The sequence below is a fragment of the Bradyrhizobium sp. UFLA05-125 genome (assembly GCF_059803515.1).
Genome location: NZ_JBANBJ010000005.1, coordinates 51,376 through 73,464, shown reverse-complemented (window position 1 = coordinate 73,464; position 22,089 = coordinate 51,376). Strand labels below are relative to the sequence as shown.

At 63.3% G+C, this 22,089-nt stretch carries 27 protein-coding genes; 12 read left to right on the top strand and 15 right to left on the bottom strand.

Annotation, left to right across the window (positions count from 1 at the left end; all coding sequences use genetic code 11):
* The first annotated feature begins 131 nt into the window (after window positions 1-131).
* The 4 genes from rpsD (at window position 132) to SO156_RS07990 (ending at window position 2,461) form a co-directional block, all read left to right on the top strand.
* Entirely contained in the window at window positions 132-749 is a 618-nt protein-coding gene (gene rpsD / locus SO156_RS08005; protein WP_458147152.1) for a 30S ribosomal protein S4, read from the top strand.
* A gap of 100 nt (window positions 750-849) precedes the next feature.
* Window positions 850-1,077, top strand: coding sequence for a hypothetical protein (locus SO156_RS08000; protein WP_498534420.1), 228 nt, complete (start codon window positions 850-852; stop codon window positions 1,075-1,077).
* Entirely contained in the window at window positions 1,074-1,358 is a 285-nt protein-coding gene (locus SO156_RS07995) for a type II toxin-antitoxin system RelE/ParE family toxin (protein ID WP_498534419.1), read from the top strand. The genes SO156_RS08000 and SO156_RS07995 overlap by 4 nt, the downstream gene beginning before the upstream one ends.
* Window positions 1,359-1,393: 35 nt before the next feature.
* A complete protein-coding gene (locus tag SO156_RS07990) occupies window positions 1,394-2,461 on the top strand; it encodes a threonine aldolase family protein (RefSeq protein WP_458147149.1) in 1,068 nt (355 codons plus the stop codon).
* On the opposite strand, the gene SO156_RS07985 is transcribed toward SO156_RS07990, so the two are convergent.
* From SO156_RS07985 to grxD, 3 genes are read right to left on the bottom strand one after another with little or no spacing between them, the layout of a single operon-like run.
* Window positions 2,462-3,739, bottom strand: coding sequence for a serine hydrolase domain-containing protein (locus SO156_RS07985; protein WP_498534418.1), 1,278 nt, complete (start codon window positions 3,737-3,739; stop codon window positions 2,462-2,464). It abuts the gene before it with no gap.
* A 2-nt stretch (window positions 3,740-3,741) separates the two neighbouring features.
* Window positions 3,742-4,290: an O-acetyl-ADP-ribose deacetylase gene (locus SO156_RS07980; protein ID WP_458147147.1), complete on the bottom strand. Its 549-nt coding sequence runs from the start codon at window positions 4,288-4,290 to the stop codon at window positions 3,742-3,744.
* Between the two features lie 3 nt (window positions 4,291-4,293).
* Window positions 4,294-4,626, bottom strand: coding sequence for a Grx4 family monothiol glutaredoxin (gene grxD / locus SO156_RS07975; RefSeq protein ID WP_458147146.1), 333 nt, complete (start codon window positions 4,624-4,626; stop codon window positions 4,294-4,296).
* Window positions 4,627-4,920: 294 nt separating this feature from the next.
* Here grxD and egtB point away from each other — a divergent pair, with 294 nt between their 5' ends.
* Both egtB and egtD read left to right on the top strand, forming a co-directional pair.
* Complete coding sequence (gene egtB / locus SO156_RS07970; RefSeq protein WP_498534417.1) at window positions 4,921-6,168, top strand: ergothioneine biosynthesis protein EgtB; 1,248 nt, start codon at window positions 4,921-4,923, stop codon at window positions 6,166-6,168.
* Between the two features lie 51 nt (window positions 6,169-6,219).
* Window positions 6,220-7,191 carry an L-histidine N(alpha)-methyltransferase gene (gene egtD / locus SO156_RS07965; protein WP_498534416.1) on the top strand — a complete coding sequence of 324 codons (972 nt, stop codon included), beginning with the start codon at window positions 6,220-6,222 and terminating at the stop codon, window positions 7,189-7,191.
* A gap of 10 nt (window positions 7,192-7,201) precedes the next feature.
* On the opposite strand, the gene SO156_RS07960 is transcribed toward egtD, so the two are convergent.
* The 4 genes from SO156_RS07960 to SO156_RS07945 are packed head-to-tail and all read right to left on the bottom strand — an operon-like array spanning window position 7,202 to window position 9,938.
* The gene (locus tag SO156_RS07960) at window positions 7,202-7,843 is read right to left on the bottom strand and encodes a hypothetical protein (RefSeq protein ID WP_498534415.1); all 642 of its coding nucleotides are present in this window, start codon (window positions 7,841-7,843) and stop codon (window positions 7,202-7,204) included.
* A gap of 47 nt (window positions 7,844-7,890) precedes the next feature.
* Window positions 7,891-8,421 carry a CbrC family protein gene (locus SO156_RS07955; RefSeq protein ID WP_458147142.1) on the bottom strand — a complete coding sequence of 177 codons (531 nt, stop codon included), beginning with the start codon at window positions 8,419-8,421 and terminating at the stop codon, window positions 7,891-7,893.
* A 59-nt stretch (window positions 8,422-8,480) separates the two neighbouring features.
* Window positions 8,481-9,668, bottom strand: a complete 1,188-nt coding sequence (locus SO156_RS07950) for a low temperature requirement protein A (protein WP_498534414.1) — start codon at window positions 9,666-9,668, stop codon at window positions 8,481-8,483.
* A 33-nt stretch (window positions 9,669-9,701) separates the two neighbouring features.
* Window positions 9,702-9,938, bottom strand: coding sequence for a BolA/IbaG family iron-sulfur metabolism protein (locus tag SO156_RS07945; RefSeq protein ID WP_458147140.1), 237 nt, complete (start codon window positions 9,936-9,938; stop codon window positions 9,702-9,704).
* A gap of 196 nt (window positions 9,939-10,134) precedes the next feature.
* Between SO156_RS07945 and SO156_RS07940 the strand changes: the two genes are divergently transcribed.
* The gene (locus SO156_RS07940) at window positions 10,135-10,494 is read left to right on the top strand and encodes a DUF427 domain-containing protein (RefSeq protein ID WP_458147139.1); all 360 of its coding nucleotides are present in this window, start codon (window positions 10,135-10,137) and stop codon (window positions 10,492-10,494) included.
* A gap of 99 nt (window positions 10,495-10,593) precedes the next feature.
* Here SO156_RS07940 and SO156_RS07935 read toward each other — a convergent pair whose 3' ends face one another.
* Window positions 10,594-10,767: a DUF1328 domain-containing protein gene (locus tag SO156_RS07935; protein ID WP_458147138.1), complete on the bottom strand. Its 174-nt coding sequence runs from the start codon at window positions 10,765-10,767 to the stop codon at window positions 10,594-10,596.
* 189 nt (window positions 10,768-10,956) lie between these two features.
* Between SO156_RS07935 and SO156_RS07930 the strand changes: the two genes are divergently transcribed.
* Window positions 10,957-12,144, top strand: coding sequence for an acyltransferase family protein (locus SO156_RS07930; RefSeq protein WP_498534413.1), 1,188 nt, complete (start codon window positions 10,957-10,959; stop codon window positions 12,142-12,144).
* An 84-nt stretch (window positions 12,145-12,228) separates the two neighbouring features.
* Here the strand turns inward: SO156_RS07930 and purL are convergent, their stop codons facing one another.
* Window positions 12,229-14,442, bottom strand: coding sequence for a phosphoribosylformylglycinamidine synthase subunit PurL (purL, locus tag SO156_RS07925; protein WP_498534412.1), 2,214 nt, complete (start codon window positions 14,440-14,442; stop codon window positions 12,229-12,231).
* Window positions 14,443-14,625: 183 nt separating this feature from the next.
* Between purL and SO156_RS07920 the strand changes: the two genes are divergently transcribed.
* Entirely contained in the window at window positions 14,626-15,105 is a 480-nt protein-coding gene (locus SO156_RS07920) for a PaaI family thioesterase (RefSeq protein WP_498534411.1), read from the top strand.
* Window positions 15,106-15,153: 48 nt separating this feature from the next.
* On the opposite strand, the gene SO156_RS07915 is transcribed toward SO156_RS07920, so the two are convergent.
* Window positions 15,154-15,891 carry a tetratricopeptide repeat protein gene (locus tag SO156_RS07915; RefSeq protein WP_498534410.1) on the bottom strand — a complete coding sequence of 246 codons (738 nt, stop codon included), beginning with the start codon at window positions 15,889-15,891 and terminating at the stop codon, window positions 15,154-15,156.
* Between the two features lie 144 nt (window positions 15,892-16,035).
* A complete protein-coding gene (gene purQ / locus SO156_RS07910) occupies window positions 16,036-16,737 on the bottom strand; it encodes a phosphoribosylformylglycinamidine synthase subunit PurQ (RefSeq protein ID WP_498534409.1) in 702 nt (233 codons plus the stop codon).
* A gap of 167 nt (window positions 16,738-16,904) precedes the next feature.
* Here purQ and corA point away from each other — a divergent pair, with 167 nt between their 5' ends.
* On the top strand, window positions 16,905-17,921 hold the full coding sequence (gene corA / locus SO156_RS07905) for a magnesium/cobalt transporter CorA (protein ID WP_498534408.1): 1,017 nt from the start codon (window positions 16,905-16,907) through the stop codon (window positions 17,919-17,921).
* Window positions 17,922-17,924: 3 nt separating this feature from the next.
* On the opposite strand, the gene purS is transcribed toward corA, so the two are convergent.
* Together purS and purC are read right to left on the bottom strand one after the other, a co-directional pair.
* The gene (purS, locus tag SO156_RS07900; protein WP_247280678.1) at window positions 17,925-18,164 is read right to left on the bottom strand and encodes a phosphoribosylformylglycinamidine synthase subunit PurS; all 240 of its coding nucleotides are present in this window, start codon (window positions 18,162-18,164) and stop codon (window positions 17,925-17,927) included.
* A 14-nt stretch (window positions 18,165-18,178) separates the two neighbouring features.
* Entirely contained in the window at window positions 18,179-18,946 is a 768-nt protein-coding gene (gene purC / locus SO156_RS07895; protein WP_008974302.1) for a phosphoribosylaminoimidazolesuccinocarboxamide synthase, read from the bottom strand.
* Window positions 18,947-19,260: 314 nt separating this feature from the next.
* Between purC and SO156_RS07890 the strand changes: the two genes are divergently transcribed.
* Window positions 19,261-19,584, top strand: coding sequence for a DUF1476 domain-containing protein (locus SO156_RS07890; RefSeq protein ID WP_458147130.1), 324 nt, complete (start codon window positions 19,261-19,263; stop codon window positions 19,582-19,584).
* 11 nt (window positions 19,585-19,595) lie between these two features.
* On the opposite strand, the gene SO156_RS07885 is transcribed toward SO156_RS07890, so the two are convergent.
* Window positions 19,596-20,570: a LysR family transcriptional regulator gene (locus SO156_RS07885; RefSeq protein WP_498534407.1), complete on the bottom strand. Its 975-nt coding sequence runs from the start codon at window positions 20,568-20,570 to the stop codon at window positions 19,596-19,598.
* Window positions 20,571-20,686: 116 nt separating this feature from the next.
* Between SO156_RS07885 and SO156_RS07880 the strand changes: the two genes are divergently transcribed.
* Window positions 20,687-21,514, top strand: a complete 828-nt coding sequence (locus tag SO156_RS07880) for an isocitrate lyase/PEP mutase family protein (RefSeq protein WP_498534406.1) — start codon at window positions 20,687-20,689, stop codon at window positions 21,512-21,514.
* Here SO156_RS07880 and cynS read toward each other — a convergent pair.
* Complete coding sequence (gene cynS, locus SO156_RS07875) at window positions 21,501-21,989, bottom strand: cyanase (RefSeq protein WP_498534405.1); 489 nt, start codon at window positions 21,987-21,989, stop codon at window positions 21,501-21,503. The two genes, SO156_RS07880 and cynS, sit on opposite strands and share 14 nt — an antisense overlap.
* Between the last annotated feature and the right edge of the window lie 100 nt (window positions 21,990-22,089).

Genomic DNA, 22,089 nt, shown 5'->3' with positions numbered 1-22,089 from the left:
CGCGAAGCGTTTCGCGACCCGTGGCCTTGTCCCTTGAAGCTTTGGGGATGGGGCCTGTCGGTGCCGGGATTTCCCGGTCACACAGGAGGGCGCGTTTCCTCAAATCAACCTAACTCTATCAAGAGGACGCGATGACTAAGCGCAGTGAGGCGAAGTACAAGATCGATCGCCGTATGGGCCAGAACATCTGGGGCCGCCCCAAGAGCCCCGTGAACCGCCGCGAGTACGGCCCCGGCCAGCACGGCCAGCGCCGCAAGGGCAAGCTCTCCGACTTCGGCGTTCAGCTCCGCGCCAAGCAGAAGCTCAAGGGCTACTACGCCAACATCAGCGAGCGCCAGTTCCACGGCATCTATGTCGAGGCGAGCCGCCTGAAGGGCGACACCGGCGAGAACCTGATCGGCCTCCTGGAGCGTCGTCTCGACGCGGTCGTGTACCGCGCCAAGTTCGTGTCGACGATTTTCGCAGCACGCCAGTTCATCAACCACGGCCACATCAAGGTGAACGGCCGCAAGGTCAACATCTCGAGCTACCAGCTCAAGGTCGGCGACGTGATCGAGGTCAAGGAAGCCTCCAAGCAGCTCGCCCACGTGCTCGAAGCGAGCCAGCTCCCCGAGCGTGACGTCCCCGACTATCTCGAAGTCGACCACGGCAAGATGAGCGCGAAATACGCGCGCATCCCCGGTCTCTCCGACGTGCCGTTCCCGGTGCAGATGGAGCCGCACCTGGTCGTCGAATTCTATTCGCGCTGATAACGAAGTTCGAAAGGCCCCGGCAAAACCGGGGCCTTGTCGTTTCGGCTGGTCACTCCCACCTCTCGATCTGCTATGATCGCACCGATGGAGCTTGATCATGACACGTCTTTTGGACGAGGCATTTAGCAAGGTATCGGTGCTGCCCGACTCCGAGCAGGACGAACTGGCGCGAGCGCTGCTTGAGCTCGCAGGCGTCGATCAACCGGCGATCCAGCTCACAGAGGCTGAAGAGGCCGATCTGGCCGAGGCGGAGGCCGAAATCGCCCGCGGTGAGCTGGCCAGCGCCGACGAAGTTCGCGCGATGTGGACTAAGCACGGGTTGTGAAGGTCCGTTACACACGGCGGGCGCTCGCCCAGATCGACACTGCCTTGACCTACATCGAATCCCGATCGCCGCAGGGGGCAGCTCACGTGCGCGACCGCATTGTTGCTCTGATTGCGTTGCTGCAGGACCATCCCTATGCAGGACGGCAGACAACTCGAGCGAACGTGCGCCGCCTTCTGGTCAATCCCCATCCCTATCTGATCGATTATCGCGTGACCGCGACGGAAATCGTTATTATGCGATTTCGACACGCCGCCCGACGTCCGCTTGAGAGCCGCTGACAACGAGCGAATAGAACTGCGCAAGGAACTTGATGATGCTCTACACCCCTCCCCCCGTCGATCCGAAGGCGCCGTCGGTGCGCATCAACCTGCTCTCGGACACGCAGACGCGGCCGACGCCTGCGATGCGCGAGGCGATGGCGCGCGCGGAGGTCGGCGACGAGCAGGTCGGCGACGACCCGACCACGAATGCGCTCTGCGAGCGCGTCGCCGACCTGCTCGGCAAGGAAGCAGCGGTGTTCATGCCCTCGGGCACGATGTGCAACGTCACCGCGACGCTGGTGCACTGCCGTCCCGGCGACGAGATCCTCGCGCATGAAACCGCACATATCATCGCGCGCGAAGGCGGCGCGCATGCTGCCCTCGGCGGATTCCAGATCACGCAGCTCCAAGGTCCCGACGGGCAGTTCACACCTGAGACGTTCCGCAAAGCGCTTCATCCGCGCACGCGCTACCAGCCGATCCAGAGAGTGGTCAGCGTCGAGCAGACCGCCAATATCGGCGGCGGCACGATCTGGAGGAAGGCAGCGCTCGACGAGATCGTCGCGATCGCAAAGCAGAATGGGCTTGCCACCCACATGGACGGCGCGCGCCTGCTCAACGCGACCGTCGCCGCCGGAATCTCACCACATGACATGACGGCAGGCTGGGATTCGGCCTGGATCGACTTCTCGAAAGGCCTGGGCGCGCCGATCGGCGGCGTGCTTGCCGGCTCGCGCGACTTCATCGACGCGGTCTGGCAGTGGAAGCAGCGCCTCGGCGGCTCGATGCGGCAATCCGGCGTCTGCGCGGCCGCCTGCATCCATGCGCTCGACCACCATGTCGATCGCCTTGCGGATGACCACGCCAATGCGCGCGCGCTGGCGCGCGGGCTATCGCAGATCGCAGGCATCGAAGTGCAGGAGCCCGAGACCAACCTCGTGTTCTTCAGGCCCGACGGCGCCGGCATTGCCGGCGACAAGATGGTTGGCGCCTTGCGCCAACACGGCGTGATGCTTGCGATGATGGATGGCCGTATCCGCGCCTGCACGCATCTCGACGTGACGGCTGCGATGATCGAGGAAACGATCGGCCATGTGCGCGAGATCGTGCGCGGGGCGTGATCAGCGCCCCATCGCCTCGTAGACCAGCCGCTTCAGTTCGATCTGGATCGGCCCACGCTGCGACGGCGACTGCATCATGCAGACGACGAACAGGTCGTCCGCGGGATCGATGAAAAAGAACGTGCCGCCGACGCCGTCCCAGCGATATTCGCCGGCCGGCAGCGGCGCGTTCGCTTCCGTCCGCACGGCAAATCCGAGGCCAAAGCCGCTGTCCGGGCCCGGAAAATAGAACTCAGGATCCTTCCCGATCCCCGTCCCTTCGCCGATCTGGTTCGAGGTCATCAGCGCGACCGTCTCGCGCCTGAGATAGCGCCGTCCGTCGAGCTCGCCGCCATTGAGCAGCATCTGCGCAAAGCGCGCATAGTCGCCGGCAGTGCCGACCATGCCGGCACCGCCGGATTCCCAGCGATGCGGTGCGGTCGCCTCCCTAATGCCGGCGACGGGACGGTCGAACCAGTCGCTCGGCATCGGCTCTGCGATCAATGGTCGCTTCGCATCGTCGGCGACGAAAGAAGCGGTATCGCTCATCCCCAGCGGAACGAGCAGCCGCTCCTTCTCGAACTGATAGAGCGACTGACCCGAGACGATCTCGATCACCCGCCCCAGCACGTCGGTCGAATGGCCGTAGTCCCATAGTGTCGCCGGCTGCTCGGCCAGCGGCAACCGCGCCAACCGTTCGACAAACTGCGCATTGTCGGGATCGCCGTCGAACAGGCCGGCCTGCGCATAGAGCCTGCGGACAGGGCTGTCGCCATAGAAGCCGTAAGTGATGCCGGAAGTATGGCGCAGGAGGTCGCGGATGGTGATCGGTCGCGCCGTTGGCACAAGCCGCAGGCTACTGTCCGGCTGCACGACGCCAACCTTCACATCGGCGAAGGCCGGAATGTATTTCGAAAGGGCGTCGTCGAGACCAAGCCGGCCGTCATCGACCAGCATCATCGCCGCGACCGAGGTCACCGGCTTCGACATCGAATAGAGGCGGAAGATGGTGTCGTCCGTCATCGGCTCTGCGGTCTTGATGTTGCGCAGGCCGAACTTTTCGTAGAGCACGGGCTTGCCATGCTGCTGGATCAGCAGGATGGCGCCGGGAATCTTGCCAGCCACAACCTCGTTGCGAAGATAGTCGCTGACGGGCGCAAGCTTCTGCGGATCGAGTTCACGTCCGGCAAGCAGGTCTTCCGCCGCAGCAACCGCGGCGAATGCCAAGAGCCCGGCGCAGACAAACAGCCAACGTGCCAGGGCCAGACGTCCTTCGACGGAACGACGGCCCGGCCTCATCGTCAATCGCCGGCGCCGTGCGCCAACAGCGCCTCACGATGCAAGACGGCACTTGGCTCGGAGAAACAGCAGAAGATGACCTGAGTGACCGAAGAAGTCGCGGCCAGAGCTTCGACCGTGGTTGCGACAGCAATCCGCGCGGCGCGGTCCGCCGGGAAACGGTAGACGCCGGTCGAGATCGCCGGGAATGCCACGGAAGCGAGCTCGTGCTTGCGGCAGAGCTCCATCGAATGGCGGTAGCAGGAGGCGAGCAGATCGTCTTCGCCGAGGTTGCCGCCATTCCATACCGGACCGACGGTGTGGATCACATGCGCGGCCTTCAACCGGTAGCCACGCGTGATCTTGGCATCACCCGTCTTGCAGCCATGGAGCATGCGGCACTCGGTGACAAGGTCCGGGCCGGCGGCCCGGTGGATCGCACCATCGACGCCGCCCCCACCGAGGAGCGACGTGTTGGCGGCGTTGACGATCGCGTCAACGCCGAGCGTCGTGATGTCGGCGACGATGATCTCGAGCTGCGCGCCACCGATCCGGCGCGTCAGCATCGCCAAGCGTCAGGCCGCCGCGTTGACGGCAACGCCCTTGTCGGAGAAGAGCTGCTGCAATTCGCCGGCCTGGAACATTTCGCGCACGATGTCACAGCCGCCAACGAACTCGCCCTTCACATAGAGCTGGGGGATGGTCGGCCAGTTCGAATAGACCTTGATGCCATTGCGCAGCTCGGCCGATTCGAGAACGTTCAGGCCCTTATAGCCGACCCCGAGATGGTCGAGGATCTGCACGACCTGGCCGGAGAAACCGCACTGCGGAAATTGCGGCGTGCCCTTCATGAACAGAACCACGTCGTTCGACTTCACTTCGCCGTCGATGAATTCCTCGATGCTCATATCATGTCCTTCCGGGGCGGAGCCCTCATCGCTTCGGGCCGGCTCAGCCATCTAACCCGATACCTGCCCCTATATGTAGCGCAAACTATTGGACATCCAAAGTAAAATGGCGGCGACGGAGCCCTGCCATGCGGCCAACGTGCGAGTTCGGGGCCGGCCAAACCATGACCTGATGGCTCTAATATCATCACCGAGGAGGACTTTTATCCCGTAACGGAGGCCCTATTTAGGACGAACCTGTCTCTTGGAACCGAGCTACGTCTGCAACGTTCTCTTGTCCACCTGGAGAAAACCGTGACGAAACAAGCCTCCGCGACGGCCAGCCCGCTCCCCGCGTCACCTTTCTCCGAATCCGGCAGCTTGGCCGAAGCGCTGGTGGATGCCTTTGTGACGGTCCGCAACGAGACCGAGCGCCGCGCGGCGCCGCTTAGCGCGGAAGACCAGCAGATCCAGTCCATGCCGGATGCGAGCCCCACGAAATGGCACCGCGCGCATACGACCTGGTTCTTCGAGCAGTTTCTGCTTGGCGAGCACTGTCCGGGCTATAAGCCCTTCCATCCCGACTTCGCATTCCTGTTCAATTCCTATTACGTCAGCGCCGGTCCACGCCATGCCCGGCATCGCCGCGGTGACATCACGCGGCCGAGCGCCGATCAGGTCACTGCCTATCGGGCTCACGTCGATGCCGCCGTCGTGAGATTCTTCCGCGGGATGGACGAAGCCAAGCTTCGCGCCATCAGCCCGTTGGTCGAAGTCGGCCTCAATCATGAGCAGCAGCACCAGGAGCTGATGTTCACGGATATCCTGCATGCCTTTGTGCAGAATCCGGTCCTGCCTGCTTACGATCCCGAGTGGCACTTCCCGGCTTCGAACAAGACTGGCGCGGAGTGGCTCTCCCTGAACGAAGGCATTCACAGCATCGGACACGCCGACGAGAGCTTCCATTTCGACAATGAGAAGCCCGCGCATCGCGCGCTCGTCGGCCCGGTGCGGATCGCACGCAATCTCGTCACCAATGCCGAATGGCTGGCCTTCATGCGCGACGGCGGTTACCGGGCCGCGTCGCTCTGGCTGATGGACGGCTTTGCGGCGGTCAGCAACGAGGGCTGGCAGGCGCCAGCCCACTGGCGCGAGATCGACGGTCACTGGCACGTGATGACGCTCGCCGGGCTCAAGCCGGTCGATCCCGACGCGCCCGTGTGCCACGTGAGCTATTACGAGGCGGATGCATTCGCGCGCTGGTCCGGCAAACACCTGCCGACCGAGATCGAATGGGAGGTCGCGGCCCGCGCCGGCCAGCTCAACGATGCCTTCGGCATCGTCTGGCAATGGACCCGCAGCTCATATTCGCCCTATCCCGGTTACCGCGCCGTGGAAGGCGCGCTCGGCGAGTACAACGGCAAGTTCATGGTCAATCAGCTGGTGCTGCGCGGCTCTTCGCTTGCAACTCCAGGCGGGCACAGCCGTATCACCTATCGCAACTTCTTCTACCCGCACCACCGTTGGCAATTCACGGGATTACGCCTCGCCGACTACGAGTGAGTTCTCATCCGACGACAACCGCGCGCCGGAAAGCGCGTTCAGGAGAGTATCATGAATGTGCACGCCAGCGCTTTGGCCGAAGCCCATCTTCCTGACGGACAGACCACCGCCTTTGCCCGCGACGCCATCGGGGATCTGTCACAGCAGCCGAAAAGACTGTCGCCGAAATATTTCTACGATGCGACGGGATCAGAGCTGTTCGAGGCGATCACCCGCCTGCCGGAATATTATCCGACGCGCACCGAGCTCTCGATCCTGCGCGAGCGCGGCAGCGAGATCGCGAAAATCATCCCGGAGCACGCGGCCCTGGTCGAGTTCGGCGCCGGCGCGACTACCAAGGTCCGCCTGCTCCTGAAACATTGCAGGTTCGCGGCCTACGTGCCGGTCGACATCTCCGGCGATTTCCTTCAGGGGCAGGCCAACGGCTTGCGGCGGGATTTCCCCTCGCTCGACATCCATCCCGTGGCCGCCGACTTCACTGCGCCGTTTGAACTGCCACCCGCGGTCGCCAACCTGCCGAAGGTCGGCTTCTTCCCCGGCTCGACCATCGGCAATTTCGAGCCGCACGAAGCCCAGGCATTCCTCAAGAGCGCGCGGCAGATTCTGGGCCAGGACGCGCTGATGATCATCGGTGCCGACCTCGAAAAGGACGAGCGCGTGCTCCACGACGCCTATAACGATGCCGCCGGCGTCACCGCCCGCTTCAACCTCAATGTGCTCGTCCGCATCAACCGCGAGCTCGGCGGCAATTTCGATCTCTCCGCCTTCACCCATCGCGCGATCTACAATCGCGAGCAGCACCGCATCGAGATGCACCTGATCAGCAGGAAGAGCCAGACCGTACGCATGCTGGGTACCAGCTTCTCGTTCCGGCCGGGCGAGAGCATCCATACCGAGAACAGCTACAAATACAGCCAGGAGCGGTTCGCAGCGCTGGCGCGCGGCGCCGGCTGGCGGGTGCAGGAGACCTGGACTGACGCGGAACGGATGTTCTCGGTGCACGCGCTGGTCGCGTCTAAATAGGCCGGACGGCCTATTGCGCCAGAATGGGCTTCGGCCGGCGCATCAAGCCGAGCTTCAAGTGCCACTTGCGCGTGCCGGTCAGCTCATCCTTGACCGGCGTCAGCATGTAATCCCACATCCTGTATCCGGCACTGCCGAGCTTCCAACCCTCGATCATGCCGTCGAAATTCGGGCCGGCTGCGTTGGAGCCGACGAGCTTGGTGAATCGGCCGTCTGGCCCCGCCTCATAGACCTTGTCGAGGTCAAAGGTGCTGCAATCCCCGTCCGGCATCCGATCGATATCGGCCGTGTAGAGAAACCGATGAACGGCATCCCCGCCGTCCCGTCTTGGAATTGCGAATTCAAGCTCGGCCGCAAGAAAAAGGTGGTCGGCACGAAACGGCATGCTGAAAGGTGTGAAGCCGATATTGCGGAAATTCCAGCGTCGGTCGATGACGGCCTGCGCCGCAAATCGTGCAGTGCCATCATCCGCGGTGGTGACACGCGTGCCGGAATTGGGCACCTGCCAATCCGCGGTGCCGAACACCAGGCGGACCGGCACGCCAGCGAGCGGCTGGTAGTCCTGATCCGTCAGTTTGAGCTCGACGTCGAGCGGGATCGTGTCGCCAGCCAAGACAGCGGTCGCCGAGAACGTCACTATCGCGAGGCACATTATGCAGCTCCGGAAGGCGTGGCTCATGTCGGCTCCGCATGCCCCGGCTACAGACAGTCGGTGTAAGCGAGCTTGCCGTCGCAGTGGCGACAGCAGAAGACATAAGCCGTAGGCCCGTGTTCGCGGTTGAGTGAGGCCAGAAATTGCGTCGCCGAAATGCCGCGATCGTTCACGATTTGCATCATCAACGTGCCCTCAAGCTGCGGATGGCGCGCGCGGATATCGGCGTAGCCGGCTGGCTCGATAAAAGCGGCCGCATCGCCGCAACAGGCCATCCACTGCTCCTGCTGCCAACCGGAGAAGCCCGGGGTGCGGAAAGCGATCTCCTCAACAATGTTGCGGGGAATCTCGTCCGGAAAGAGCGCTTCGTCGACGAAGCTCGCGTCGAACTTCTCATGCGCCGAGCCGTCGGCGATGCACCACGGACAGAGCGCTTCTTCGAGCTCCACCTCGCAATAGCTCGGCCCCGTATAGATGAAGCCGCGCCGCTGGTCGCAGCAGACGCATTGCGCCCCGGACGCAACGATGCTGCCGCTTGCAATCGGATCAGGATGATATCTGAAGACGGGAAGGTTCATGTCTGTCGGAGCCTTGACGAGAACGGTTCGTCGTTAGACGTCCGATCAGCACAAGCGGTTCAATCAACCTCCTCAGGCTTCGCGCGCAACGACACCGATTCCCACACCGCCACCACGATCAGGATCGCCGTCGTCGCGATCGACAGCCAGAGCGGCGATAATTCACCGCCGAACCAGCCTAACGCCAGAAGCATGACGATGCCGATGCCGTGCGAGAGCTGGAGGAAGCCGCGGATGGTGTGCTTGAACAGGATGGTGCCTACCAAAAACACCAGGGGACCGCCGACTGTGCTCAAGACCGTCCTGAGATCGGAATGTCCGTTCGGATGCTTCAGTACCAGCTCATCCGACACGGCGGTCAGGATGATGCCGGCAATGATCGGCATATGCAGGTAGGTGTAGGCGAGCCGCGCGAGCCGGCCGGAATCGGCGGATTTCGAGATCAGCTCGGAGCCCGCTTCCGCGCCCTTGTTGAAATAGATCCACCACATCGCGATGCTGCCGAGGAGCGCGGCCAGGAAGGCGGAGATGTTCTCGCCGGTCCAGCTCAGCTCGGCAAACGTCGCGCCGTTGACGACGACGGCCTCTCCGAGTGCGATGATGATGAAGCCGGCGCAGCGCTCGGCCATATGGCCACCCTCGACGGCCCAGGCTTCGACCGACGAGAATCCCAGCTTCGGCACCCAGAAGCGCGCGGCCGGCGAGATGTATTCGAAGACGACGGCCGCAGTCCAGAACCACAGCCGCGCCTCTCCCTCCGCAAACCCGCCTGCGATCCACAGCACGGCAGAGACCGAGAGCCAGAGCAGGATGCGGATCGCATTGTGCCGGACCATAATCCGGTGCGGCGGCGTCGCAAACAGCCAGAAGGCGGTACGTCCGACCTGCATGGACGCATAGGCGATCGCAAACCACAGCCCACGCCCCTCGAATGCCGTCGGGATCGAGGTCGACAGCACGAGGCCGCCCAGCATCATCAGGAAGAGCAGGACGCGGACCGGCGTCAGCTCGGGGTTCAGCCAGTTGGTGACCCAGGCGGTGTAGACCCAGACCCACCACACCGCGAGGAACAGCAGCGTGACCTGGACAGCGCCGAGCGGCGTGAAGCGGCCGAGCAGCATGTGCGAAATCTGCGTGACGGCGTAGACGAAGACGAGATCGAAGAACAACTCGACATAGGTAACGCGGCTCGGCTGGTCCGGCACGATGACGCGAAACATCGCGCCGCGTGTATCGTCCGCAGCCATAGCCTACCCCGCCGGCAAAAGATCAATTCAACATCAGCTTCCGGGCACGCCGGTCTGCAGCGCCAGCGCGTGAAGCACACCGCCCATCTGGCCGCGCAGCGACTGATAGACGATCTGGTGCTGCTGAACGCGGGACTTTCCACGGAAGGATTCCGAGATGACGGTCGCGGCATAATGGTCGCCGTCACCGGCGAGGTCCCGGATCGTTACCTCGGCATCGGGGATCGCTGTCTTGATCATCGCCTCGATATCGTGGGCGTCCATTGGCATTTCGGCTCTTGCTCCTTCTACCGCCTTCGAATTCAGGCCTTCGAATCACTTGCCGGGGTCCCCGGGACCGGCAGGCCCAAACTTAGCGTGAACGGCCTTCTAGGTCACGCTTCCAGCGACTATATTTCAGCTTCGAGCGGGATAAAGGCACGACTAAGTGCCGCGCACGGCCAATCGACCAAAAAGGCGTGAAATCATGAAGCTTCCGGGCCCCGACCACCCCATCACCATCACTCACAACCCCAGGCGCGTCCGCGTGACGGCGGGCGACGTTGTGATCGCAGACACCACAAAGGCGCTGACGTTGAAGGAGGCCCGGTATCCGGCTGTCCAGTACGTGCCGCGGGAGGACGCCAACATGGCCTTGCTCGAGCGGACCGACCGCGTCACCCATTGTCCCTACAAGGGGGACGCGAGCTATTTCAGCGTCAAGGCCGACGGCAACACGCTGGACAATGCGATCTGGACTTACGAGACGCCGTTCCCCGCCATGACGGAGATCTCCGGCCATCTCGCCTTCTATCCTGACAAGGTGAAGATCGAGGAAGTGGGGTAATTTTGGATGCTGTTATTCCGGGGCGGTCCGCAGGACCGAACCCAGAATCTCGAGATTCCGGGTTCGATGCTTCGCATCGCCCCGGAACGGCTCCAGTAGCTACGCCCTGAAGATCGTGAGTCCCAACACCAGAAGTATCAGGAAGATCACGACGAAGACGTAGAACAGGAAGCGCGCGATGTCGGCGGAGGCGGCCGAAATGCCGGTGAAGCCGAGCAAGCCGGCCACGATCGAGACCAGAAGGAAGATCAGCGCCCATTTCAAGATCGTCATCGCCAGCTCCGCGCCGCCGAAGCGGGCGGCCAATTGAAGATTTCGTGAACTTTAACGTGCAGAGTGACAAAGCGGTTCCTATGCACCGCTGCGGGCGCGAGACGAACCCTTGCCAAGCCAAACAGAGCTTGCTGAATACGCGCCCCGGCGGCAACATCGCATCCAGGGAAGGATGCAACCGGGGCGAACATGACAACGATCTCACCTACGGCGACGGCTGGCGCGGAGGTCAGCGCTGCTCCCAAAAGCAAGGTGCGAAACCTGTCGCTGGATCGGGCGCGCACGTTCCTGACCCTTGTGGTGCTGCTGCATCACGCCGTCATCCCCTATACCTATTTCGGTCACACCGATCCGACCGAGTGGATCGGGTTCGATCTGATCGTGCTCGCCAACGACTCGTTCTTCATGGCGATGTTCTTCTTCCTGTCGGGACTGTTCGTATGGCCCGGCCTCGGCCACAAGGCACCGCTGACTTTCATCAGCGACCGCATGCTTCGGCTCGGCCTTCCCTTCGCCGTCTGCGCGCTGACGCTGATCCCGTTCGCCTATTACGCGCTGGCATTGCAGGGCGGCTCCGATCTCACCTTCTCGGCGTTCTGGTGGAAGACGGTGACCGTCGGGCCATGGCCAAGCGGTCCGATCTGGTTCGTCTGGGTGCTGCTCGCCTTCGACGTCACCGCGTGCCTGCTCTACCGGGTCTCGTCGACGCTGGTGTTCCCGATCAACCGGGTCTCGCAATTGGGCTTCAAGGAGCCGTGGCGGTTCTGGCTGCTGCTCTGCATCGTCACCGAGATCGCCTACATCCCGTTGCTGATCTATTACGGCGTCAATCACTGGTTCGAATTTGGACCGTTCTCGGTGCAGGCGAGCCGTGTGCTGCTCTACGCCTCCTATTTCTTCATCGGCGCCGGCGTCGGCTGTGCCAGCATGGCCACCGGCGTGCTGGGCCCGGACGGCCAGTTACCGAAAAGCCGATGGAGCTGGCTGTTCGTCACCCTGCTCCCCTACGCGGGCATGTGGTGCATGATCTTCGTCAAGCGCGAGATCCTGGGCAATCCGCCCCATCTGCCGTGGTGGTATCATGCAATCTACGGCTCGTTCTTCGTGCTGTTCTCGGCCGCGATCCTGCTGACGATCCTCGCCTTCTTCCTGCACTCGAAAGCACCGGGACCGACGTTGCTCGACCGCATGCAGGGCGAAGCCTACGGCATGTTCCTGGTGCACTACCCGATCGTGCTGTGGATCCAGTATTACCTGTTCGACGTCAGCGTGCCGGCGATCGTGAAGGCGACGATCGCGTTCGTGCTCACGGTAATCCTGAGCTGGGCCGCCACGGCAGCGCTACGAAAGATTCCCGGCGCGACACGGGTGTTGTGAGGGAGTCATTCCGGGGCGATGCGCAGCATCGAACCCGGAATCTCGAGATTCCGGGTTCGCGCTATCGCGCGCCCCGGAATGACCTCAAGCCACCTTCGCGCCCATATACTCCGGCAGCCAGCGCTCGAATGCGGTGCGCAGCGTGTCGATCTTGACCGGCGCCTCGCCGCCAATCGTAATCGCGTCGCCGCCGGTGGTGCCGATGCGCACGCAGGGCACCTCGCAGCCGCGCATCTTTGCAAGCACGAGGCCGGCCTGTGTTTCAGGCACCGTCACAATGTAGCGCGCCTGGTCCTCGCCGAACCAATAGGCGTGCGGCACGAGCGCGGTGGGCGCAGCCAACAGGCGCGCTCCGATGCCGCTCGCCATCGCCATCTCGGCCAGCGCCACCAGAAGACCGCCGTCGGAAAGATCGTGCGCTGCGGTCGCAGTGCCCGCATGGATCATGCCGCGCACCACGTCGCCATTGCGCTTCTCGGCGGTGAGATCAACCGGCGGTGGCGCGCCCTCCTCGCGACCGCAGATGTCGCGCAGATAAACCGACTGGCCTAGCCAGCCATGGGTCTCGCCGATCAACAGGATCGCCTCGCCCTCGGCCTTGAAGGCGAGCGAAGCGGACTTGGTGAAATCATCGAGCACGCCGACGCCGCCGATCGAGGGCGTCGGCAGGATCGCGCGGCCATTGGTCTCGTTGTAGAGCGAGACGTTGCCGGACACGACCGGGAAGTCGAGCGCGCGGCAGGCGTCCGAAATGCCCTTCAGGCAGCCGACGAACTGGCCCATGATCTCGGGCCGTTCCGGATTGCCGAAATTGAGATTGTCGGTGATCGCGAGCGGCTTGCCCCCGACCGCGGTAATGTTGCGCCAGGCTTCGGCCACCGCCTGCTTGCCACCCTCGAATGGATCAGCCTCGCAATAGCGCGGCGTCACATCCACCGTCATCGCGAGCCCCTTCGGCCCGTCCTCTACGCGGACGACGGCAGCATCGCCGCCCGGACGCTGCACGGTGTTGCCGAGGATGACGTGGTCGTACTGCTCCCAGACCCAGCGCTTGCTGCACAGCTCGGGCGTGCCGATCAGTTTCTCGAGCGCAGCACCAATGCCCATCGGCGCCGCCACCTCTCGGGCATGCACGACCGGCAGCGAGCTTGAAGCGACATGCGGCCGGTCGTAGACCGGCGCCTCATCGCCGAGCTCCTTGATCGGCAGGTCGGCCATGACGTCGCCGCCATGCTTGACCACAAAGCGCTTGGTTGGCGTGGTGTAACCCACCACGGCGAAGTCGAGCCCCCATTTCTTGAAGATCGCCTCCGCCTCTTTCTCCTTCTCGGGCTTGAGCACCATGAGCATGCGCTCCTGGCTCTCCGAGAGCATCATCTCGTAGGCGCTCATGCCGGTCTCGCGCGTCGGCACCGCGTCGAGGTCGAGATCGACGCCGAGGTCGCCCTTGGCGCCCATTTCGACTGCCGAGCATGTGAGCCCCGCCGCGCCCATGTCCTGGATCGCGATGACACAGCCCTTTTCCATGATCTCGAGGCAGGCCTCGAGCAAAAGCTTTTCGGCGAAGGGATCTCCGACCTGCACGGTCGGGCGCTTTTCCTCGGACTTGTCGTCGAACTCGGCCGACGCCATCGAGGCGCCGTGAATGCCGTCGCGGCCCGTCTTCGAGCCCAAATAGACGATCGGCATGTTCACGCCGGAGGCGGCCGCATAGAAGATCTTGTCGGCGTCAGCGAGGCCGACCGCCATGGCGTTGACGAGGATGTTGCCGTCATAGCGGGTGTGGAAGCGCACCTGGCCGCCGACCGTCGGCACGCCGAAGGAATTGCCGTAGCCGCCGACGCCGGCGACGACGCCGGAGACGAGGTGCCGCGTCTTGGGATGCTCGGGTGCGCCAAAGCTCAGCGCGTTCAGGCAGGCGATCGGGCGCGCGCCCATGGTGAAGACGTCGCGCAAGATGCCGCCGACGCCGGTGGTCGCGCCCTGATAGGGCTCGATGTAGCTCGGGTGGTTGTGGCTCTCCATCTTGAAGACCACGGCTTGGCCGTCGCCGATATCGATCACGCCGGCGTTCTCGCCAGGCCCCTGGACCACCCAGGGCGCTTTCGTCGGCAGGCCGCGCAGATGGATGCGCGAGGACTTGTACGAGCAGTGCTCGTTCCACATCGCCGAGAAGATGCCGAGTTCGGTGAAGGTCGGCTCCCGCCCGATCAGCTTCAGGATGCGCTCATACTCGTCGGGCTTGAGCCCGTGGGCGGCGACCAGTTCGGGGGTGATCTTTGGTTCGTTCTTGAGCATGGATTCGGCGCTTTCGGCGGGGTCTGGCCGTTCTTAGGAACATCCACGGCCTGGGAAAAGCCCTTTAAGGCGCATTTTCCCACTGTCCATAGTTTTGCAGAAGGGGCCCGCGGGAACAGGAATTGCACAGCGCGGATGGATCGGATTTAAGGGCAAAAACCCCTCATTTGAAGGCCCCATTCCTTGCACGAGCTGACCAAAACGATGCCCGACCGCCGCCCCGACCTGCATGTCGCGACCGAGGGGGAATTCAAGGGCTGGCAGACCTGGATTCGCGATAGTTTTGAGAACCATATCGGTCCCTTCTGGCACCGCTTCGAGGAGGACGGCCGCGTGCGCTGCGCCTTCCGGGTCGAGAAGAAGCACCTCAACGGCTCCCAGAACGTCCATGGCGGTTGCTTCATGGCGTTCGCCGATTACTGCCTGTTCGCGATCGGCCGCCACGCGCTGGACGGCCGCGGCGTGACCGTCAATTTTGGCTGCGAATTCCTCGATGCCGGGCACGAGGGGGAGCTGATCGAATGCATCGGTGAGGTCACCCGCGCCGGCGGCTCGCTGATCTTCCTGCGCGGCGAGATGATGGCCGGCGAGCGCAGGCTGTTCACCTTCTCCGGCACGATCAAGCGGGTGAAGCGGAAGGCGCCATCGCCGACCGGTGCCTGACCCGGGAGCCGCACCACGCGCGATGGACGGCGAGCCAGCGCCGGCCGCTCAGGTCGAAAGCTGCTTCTCGGCGATCGAGAGCCACTCGGCCTGCGCATTGCGCAGATATTTTGGTGCGCGCCGCATCTGGATCAGGAGCTCGTTGAAGATCACCCGCGCTTCCGCGGTGCGGCCGACCATTTGCAGCAGCATGCCGTAGCGCACCCGCGCCTCGGCACCGGGGAAATAGGCCGACACGGCGTGATATTCCTCGAGCGCCTCGTCGAGGCGTCCGACCTCGGCAAGAGCGCGGGCATACAGAAGATGCGCTTCGGCCGAATCGAATTCCGGCCACTGCTTCTGGAGATCGTCGAGCGTCGCCAGCGCATCGGCCGGACGATTGCCTGAAAATTCTGCCTGAGCCTTGCCGAGCGCATAGGCGGGGTCGTGCCCCATCGGCAGCTTCAGGATGTGATCGTAGTGCCGCTCGGCCTCGCCGAATCGCGCGATCTTCACGCATTCCTCGGCGAGCGCGGCGCGATTGACGATGGAATCGGTCGCGGCGAGGCGATCCTGCAATTCGCGATAGCGCTTCTCCGGGTCGAGCCGGTTGGCGAAGCGCTGGCGGGCCTGTCGCGCCTGCGGGCTCGAGAACCATTCGGGAATGAGTTCGACAACGATGTAGGCCAGCGACCCGACCAGCGGCACCATCAGGATGATGAACGCCCAGGGCCGCAGCCGCCCGGTGCGTGCTGCGTGCCAAATGAGCGTGATCTCGAGCAGCAGGACGATCAGGGCAACGGGCATGCGAAATCCGACGTACGTATCAATGGCGCCGACACCCTTGATAGCATGTCGATGCAGTGAAACAATCCAGAGTTGTTCCAAACGCGCGGGACTTCGCGCGCGATCGAACAACCCTTCGTCAGTCGCGATGTCGGGTGATGAGGTTCACGCCGCGCGGTCGAGATGCGCGACGAGGCCGGCGAACAGGCCGCGTCCGTCGGTGCAGCCCATGATGTCTTCGACGTGATTTTCCGGATGCGGCATCATGCCGAGCACGTTGCCCTTGTCGTTGACGATCCCGGCGATGGAATGGGCCGCGCCGTTGATGTTGTGGGCTTCGTCGACCACGCCCTCGGCCGAGCAATAGCGATAGAGCACCCGGCCCTCGCCTTCGAGCCGCTTGATAGTCTCTTCATCCGCCTCGTAGTTGCCCTCGCCATGGGCGACCGGCACGCGGATCACCTGGCCGGCATTGTAGCCGCGGGTGAACGGCGTATCGGAGCGCTCGACGCGCAGATGCACGTCGTGACAGATGAACTTCAGCCGCGCATTGCGCATCAGCACGCCCGGCAAGAGACCGGACTCGCAGAGGATCTGGAAACCGTTGCAGACGCCGAGCACGAGGCCGCCATCGGCCGCATAATCGCGCACCGCATCCATCACCGGCGCGCGCGCCGCGATGGCGCCACAGCGCAAATAATCGCCATAAGAGAAACCACCGGGCACCACGACCAGATCGGTTCCTGCCGGCAGCGAGTTCTCGGCGTGCCAGACCATCGCCGGCTCGCGTCCCGAGATCAGCTTCAGCGCACGCGCCATGTCGCGCTCGCGGTTGATTCCGGGAAAGACGAGGATGGCGGCTTTCATGGCTTTGAGTTCCGAAGCGAGGAATGGAATCGGGCTGGCCGGCGGCCAAATCGTGAGGAGACATAACCATTTGACGCGGATTTTACCAGTGCTAGCCTCACTTGGCCGCTTTGTGCACAGGCCATAGCCAGCTCTTTGGCCGAACGATTTTGCTTGGGATTGAAGCCATGAACGTCCCGTCCTCGCCCACATCCCCAGCCGAACCGGTCACCACCGAGGGCGTCGTTGCGGCCGGTGCCTATGTCGATGGCCGGCGCGTCGCCAACATCGCAATCAGCGAAGCCTCGAGCTGGCGGGCAAAGCCCGGCCATGTCGTCTGGATCGGGCTGCATGAGCCGGACATGGCGATGCTCAGCGCCGTGCAGAAGCAATTCGATCTGCACGAGTTTGCGATCGAGGACGCCAACAACGCCCATCAGCGGCCGAAGATCGAGCAATATGGCGAGGCCCTGTTCATCGTCGCGCGCACGGCGCAACTCATCGACGGCCGCATCGCTTTCGGCGAGACGCACATCTTCGTCGGCGACGGCTATCTCGTCACCGTCCGTCACGGCGCCTCGACGTCCTACACGGCGGTGCGCGCGCGCTGCGAAAGCTGTCCGCGGGCGCTGGCCCGCGGTGAGGACTACATCCTCTATGCCATCCTCGATTTCATCGTCGACAACTACTCCCCCGTGCTCGAAAGCATTCACGAGGAGGTCGAGGAGATCGAGGACCACGTACTTTCCAACGTGATCACCAAGCCGCAGATCGAACGGCTCTACATGCTGCGTCGTGACCTGCTGCGGCTCCGGAACGCAATCGGGCCGTTGGTGGAAGTTTGCCGCCGGCTGGAGCACGATGAGCTGTCGATGGTGCGTCCGACCATGCAGCCCCTGTTTCGCGACGTCACCGATCACGTCCGCAACATCCAGGAACGCATCGATTCCATGCGCGAAGTACTGGCATTCGCGTTCGAGGCGAGCCTCTTGGTTGGCCAGGCGCAGGAAACGTTGGTCTCCAAGCGACTCGCCTCGTGGCTTGCCATCATCGCCGTTCCGACGGCGGTCGCAGGAATCTACGGCATGAATTTCAAGCACATGCCGGAGCTGGACTGGGAGTACGGCTATTTTGCCGTACTGGGCCTGATGGTGGTGGCGTGTCTCGCGCTCTACTGGCGCTTCCGCCGCGTCGGGTGGCTGTGAACGCTAGACGATCTCGACGCGATAGTTCTCGATCACCGTGTTGGCGAGCAGCTTGTCGGCGGCCTCCTTCAGCGCGGCCTCCGCCTTGGCCTTGTCCGCGCCGGCGAGCTCGATGTCGAACACCTTGCCCTGTCGGACGCTGGCGATACCGTCGACGCCGAGCGATTTCAGCGCGCCTTCGATGGCCTTGCCCTGCGGATCCAGAATGCCCGTCTTCAGGGTAACGGTGACACGTGCCTTCACGTCGATAATCCCTCTCAGCTCTTCACCAGCACCGGGCCCGAGCCCGCCGGACGCTCGTTCTCCATGAGGATGCCGAGTCGCTTTGCAACTTCGGTATATGCCTCGAGCAGGCCGCCGAGGTCGCGCCGGAAGCGGTCCTTGTCGAGCTTCTCGTTCGACTTGATGTCCCAGAGACGGCAGGAGTCCGGTGAGATCTCGTCGGCGACGATGATGCGCATCATCTCGTTCTCGAACAGGCGGCCGCATTCCATCTTGAAGTCGACGAGGCGGATTCCGATGCCGAGGAAGAGACCGGTGAGGAAATCGTTGACGCGGATGGCGAGCGCCATGATGTCGTCGATCTCCTGCGGCGTCGCCCAGCCGAAAGCGGTGATGTGCTCTTCCGACACCATGGGATCGTTGAGCTGGTCGTTCTTGTAGTAGAATTCGATGATCGAGCGCGGCAGCTGCGTGCCCTCCTCGATGCCGAGCCGCTGCGACAGGGAGCCCGCGGCGACGTTCCGCACCACCACCTCGAGCGGCACGATCTCGACCTCGCGGATCAACTGCTCGCGCATGTTGAGGCGACGGATGAAATGGGTCGGCACCCCGATGTCGTTGAGGTGCTGAAACAGGTACTCCGAGATCCGGTTGTTGAGGACACCCTTGCCCTCGATCACCTGGTGCTTCTTCGCATTGAACGCGGTGGCGTCGTCTTTGAAGTGCTGGATCAAGGTGCCCGGCTCGGGACCTTCGTAAAGAACCTTTGCCTTGCCTTCATAAATGCGACGCCGACGGCTCATGGGGATGTACCGTGTTTTGTTAAAATCCATGAATTTGGTGTGCTCCGGTTGACAAGGATTAGGACCCACAGCGGAGCTGCCGTGAACGGCCTGGAACCCATAGAAACAGAACAGGAACCAAACCTTAGGCAACCTATCCGATTGGCTGCCCCAGCACAATCGATCCAGCCCTTCCGGCATCAACTTATACCGTCTTGCCTGCGACTTAACGGCTCATTGGTCTGCCGATTCATGCCCCTTATCTAGGCATCGGCCGGGGTCACCGCAACGCAGCGCCACCGCCGGATTCAGCAAGGGAATTGGAACGGAAAAGCATGACCACTTTCGACAAGCGCGAGGAAGGCTTCGAGAAGAAATTCGCCCTCGACGAGGAGCAGAAATTCAAGGCCGAGGCCCGCCGCAATCGCCTGCTCGGCCTCTGGGCCGCCGAACAGCTCGGTCTCGCGGGGGATGCGGCCACGACTTATGCCAAGGAGGTGGTCGCAGCTGATTTCGAGGAAGCCGGCGATGGTGACGTCCTGCGCAAGGTTTTGGGCGATTTCTCAGCCAAAGGCGTGGCCGTCACCGAGCAGGCGATTCGCACCAAGATGAACGAACTGATCGCGGTGGCGGCGGCCGAGGTGAAGACGGGGAAATAAGCGAACGCCTTCTAGGCGGCACGCCGGCGCGCACGTGTTTTGCGCGCCGCGCGACCTTTCCGCGGACGCCCGGCCACGACAGCGCCGACAGCGCTGTAGTCACGCCGAATCGCCTCCAGCAACCGCCGCGCAGCCATGCTCAAAAATCCGTCTCGCCGGGTGACGACGGTCACATCGTGACTTGCCGACAGATCGCCGACAGCAATGGTCGACATGGTGCCCGAGGCCATCTCCTCGGCCACATGGCTTTGCGCGAGCAGCGCAAGGCCGAAGCCCGACTCGACGAGGCGCTTCTGCGCGGTGAGGCTATCGACCGGCGTCCACTCCACCTCGCCCAATCCTTGCGTGAGAAACAACGCAAAGACGTGTGAAGCCGCGATCTCGCGGCGCCCGGGTATCTCGGGAAACGCGATCCAGCGTTGCTCGCGAAGCTCGGCGAGACGACCGACGTGCCTGCCGGCGAGCGGATGATCCGGCGCGCAAACGACCTGTAGCCTTTCAGTCAGGACCGGCTCGCAAGCGAGGTCAGCCGACCGGTCGACATTGTAGCGCAGCCCGATCGTCGCCTCGCCGCGGCGGATGAGGTCGCTGACCTCGGCGCTGGTGGCGGTGCGAAGCGCGAGCGTGACGTCCGAATTCGCTTTCGCAAATCCTTTCATGATCTCCGAGAGGCGGCTGTCGGCGAGCGTGCCGGTCACGGCGAGCGAGACTGGTCCCGAATTCTGCTTCGTCAGAGCGCGTATCGCCTGCTCGGCATCCTGCGCGGCCGCGACGGCACGCTCGGCATAGGGGACCAGTACGCGCCCGGCATCGCTCAGCAGCGTACGGCCCGCGACCCGCTCGAACAGGGGCACGCCGAGCTCCTGCTCCAAGAGCGCAATGCGGCGCGAGATCGCCGGCTGCGAGCGATGCAGCACCTTGGCCGCATTCGAGATGCCTCCCCTGCGGTGAACGGTCAGGAACGTACCGAGGGCATCGCGGTCCATCGCGGACACCTCATGCAAAAAGCTGATGATGTGGAGAGAAATAACAAATTTGGCGAATGGAGGAAATGCTCCTATCGCTGGTGTCCGAACAGACACCAGCACACGGGAAGCAAGCCATGGCGAACCAATTGGAGAAGGCACAAACGTTTCGAGCCCTGCACGAGCGGCCAGGCGCCTTCATCATTCCCAATCCCTGGGACGCCGGCACCGCAAAACTGCTTGCAGCCATGGGCTTCGAGGCACTCGCCACCACCAGCCACGGCCTCGCCAACATGCTCGGCAGCGCGACCGTCAGCCTGGATGCCATCCTCGACAATTGCCGCGCGATTGCGGCGGCGACCGACCTGCCGGTGAGCGTCGATCTCGAGAACTGCGGCGCGCATGAGCCGAAAGGCGCGGCCGAGGCCATCCGGCGCGCGGCCGAGGCCGGCGCAGTCGGCGGCTCGATCGAGGATTCAACGGGCGATCGGGCGCGGCCGATCTATGATTTCTCGCTCGCGGTCGAGCGTGTGCAGGCCGCCGTCGAGGCGGCGCGCGCGCTGCCCTTCCCGTTCACGCTGACGGCGCGCGCCGAGAACCTGCTGAAGGGCCGCAACGATCTCGACGACACGATCAAGCGCCTTAGGGCGTTCGAGGCCGCAGGCGCCGATGTGCTCTATGCACCCGGCGTCTACGACCTCGCGACGATCAAGACGATCGTCTCGTCGGTGACAAAGCCCTTCAACCTGGTGATGGGCTTTGCTGACCCGACGCTGACGCTCGCGCAATTGTCCGAGGCGGGCGTCAAGCGCATCAGCGTCGGCGGCGCCATGTCGCGATTTGCGCTCGCAGCCTTCCTGCGCAGCGCGCGCGAGATGAAGGAGACAGGGTCCTTCACCTATGTTCGCGAGATGGCGCCGATCAAGGAGCTCCGCGACGCCTTCGCCGCGGTCACTCCTCCTTGAAACCGTACTCCGGCACGTTGCCGCTGGCGCCATAATATTTGTACGGCAGGAATTTGCCGCTCATGGTGACCTGGACGCGGTCACCCTTGGGGTTGGCGACGCGCTCGATCGCCATATCGAAGTCGATCGCCGACATGATGCCGTCGCCGAACTCCTCCTCGATCAGGGCCTTCCAGGCCGGACCGTTGACCATCACCATCTCGTAGAAGCGGTAGATCAGGGGATCAGTCGGCGGCATCGGCGAGCCCGTGCCGCGCATCGGCACCTCGTTGAGCATCGCAGTCTCCGCCTTAGACAGGCCGAACAGCTCGCCGGCATTGGCGGCCTGCGGCTTGGTCAGCTTCATCTGGCCCATGATCGCGCCAACGATCAGCACCTCGGAATAGCCGCCGATCTTGTCGCAGATGTATTTCCAGCTCCAGCCCTTCTCGCGCTTGATGTCGAGCAGTTTTTCGGTGAGGTCGGAACGTTTCATGTTGGGGACTCCCTTGCAGGCCGTTGTGTCGCGCTATCGCTTCCCTTGCGGCGGATAGGATAGCGGCAACCTCGTTTCGTGCCGTATGGACGAGCACGAA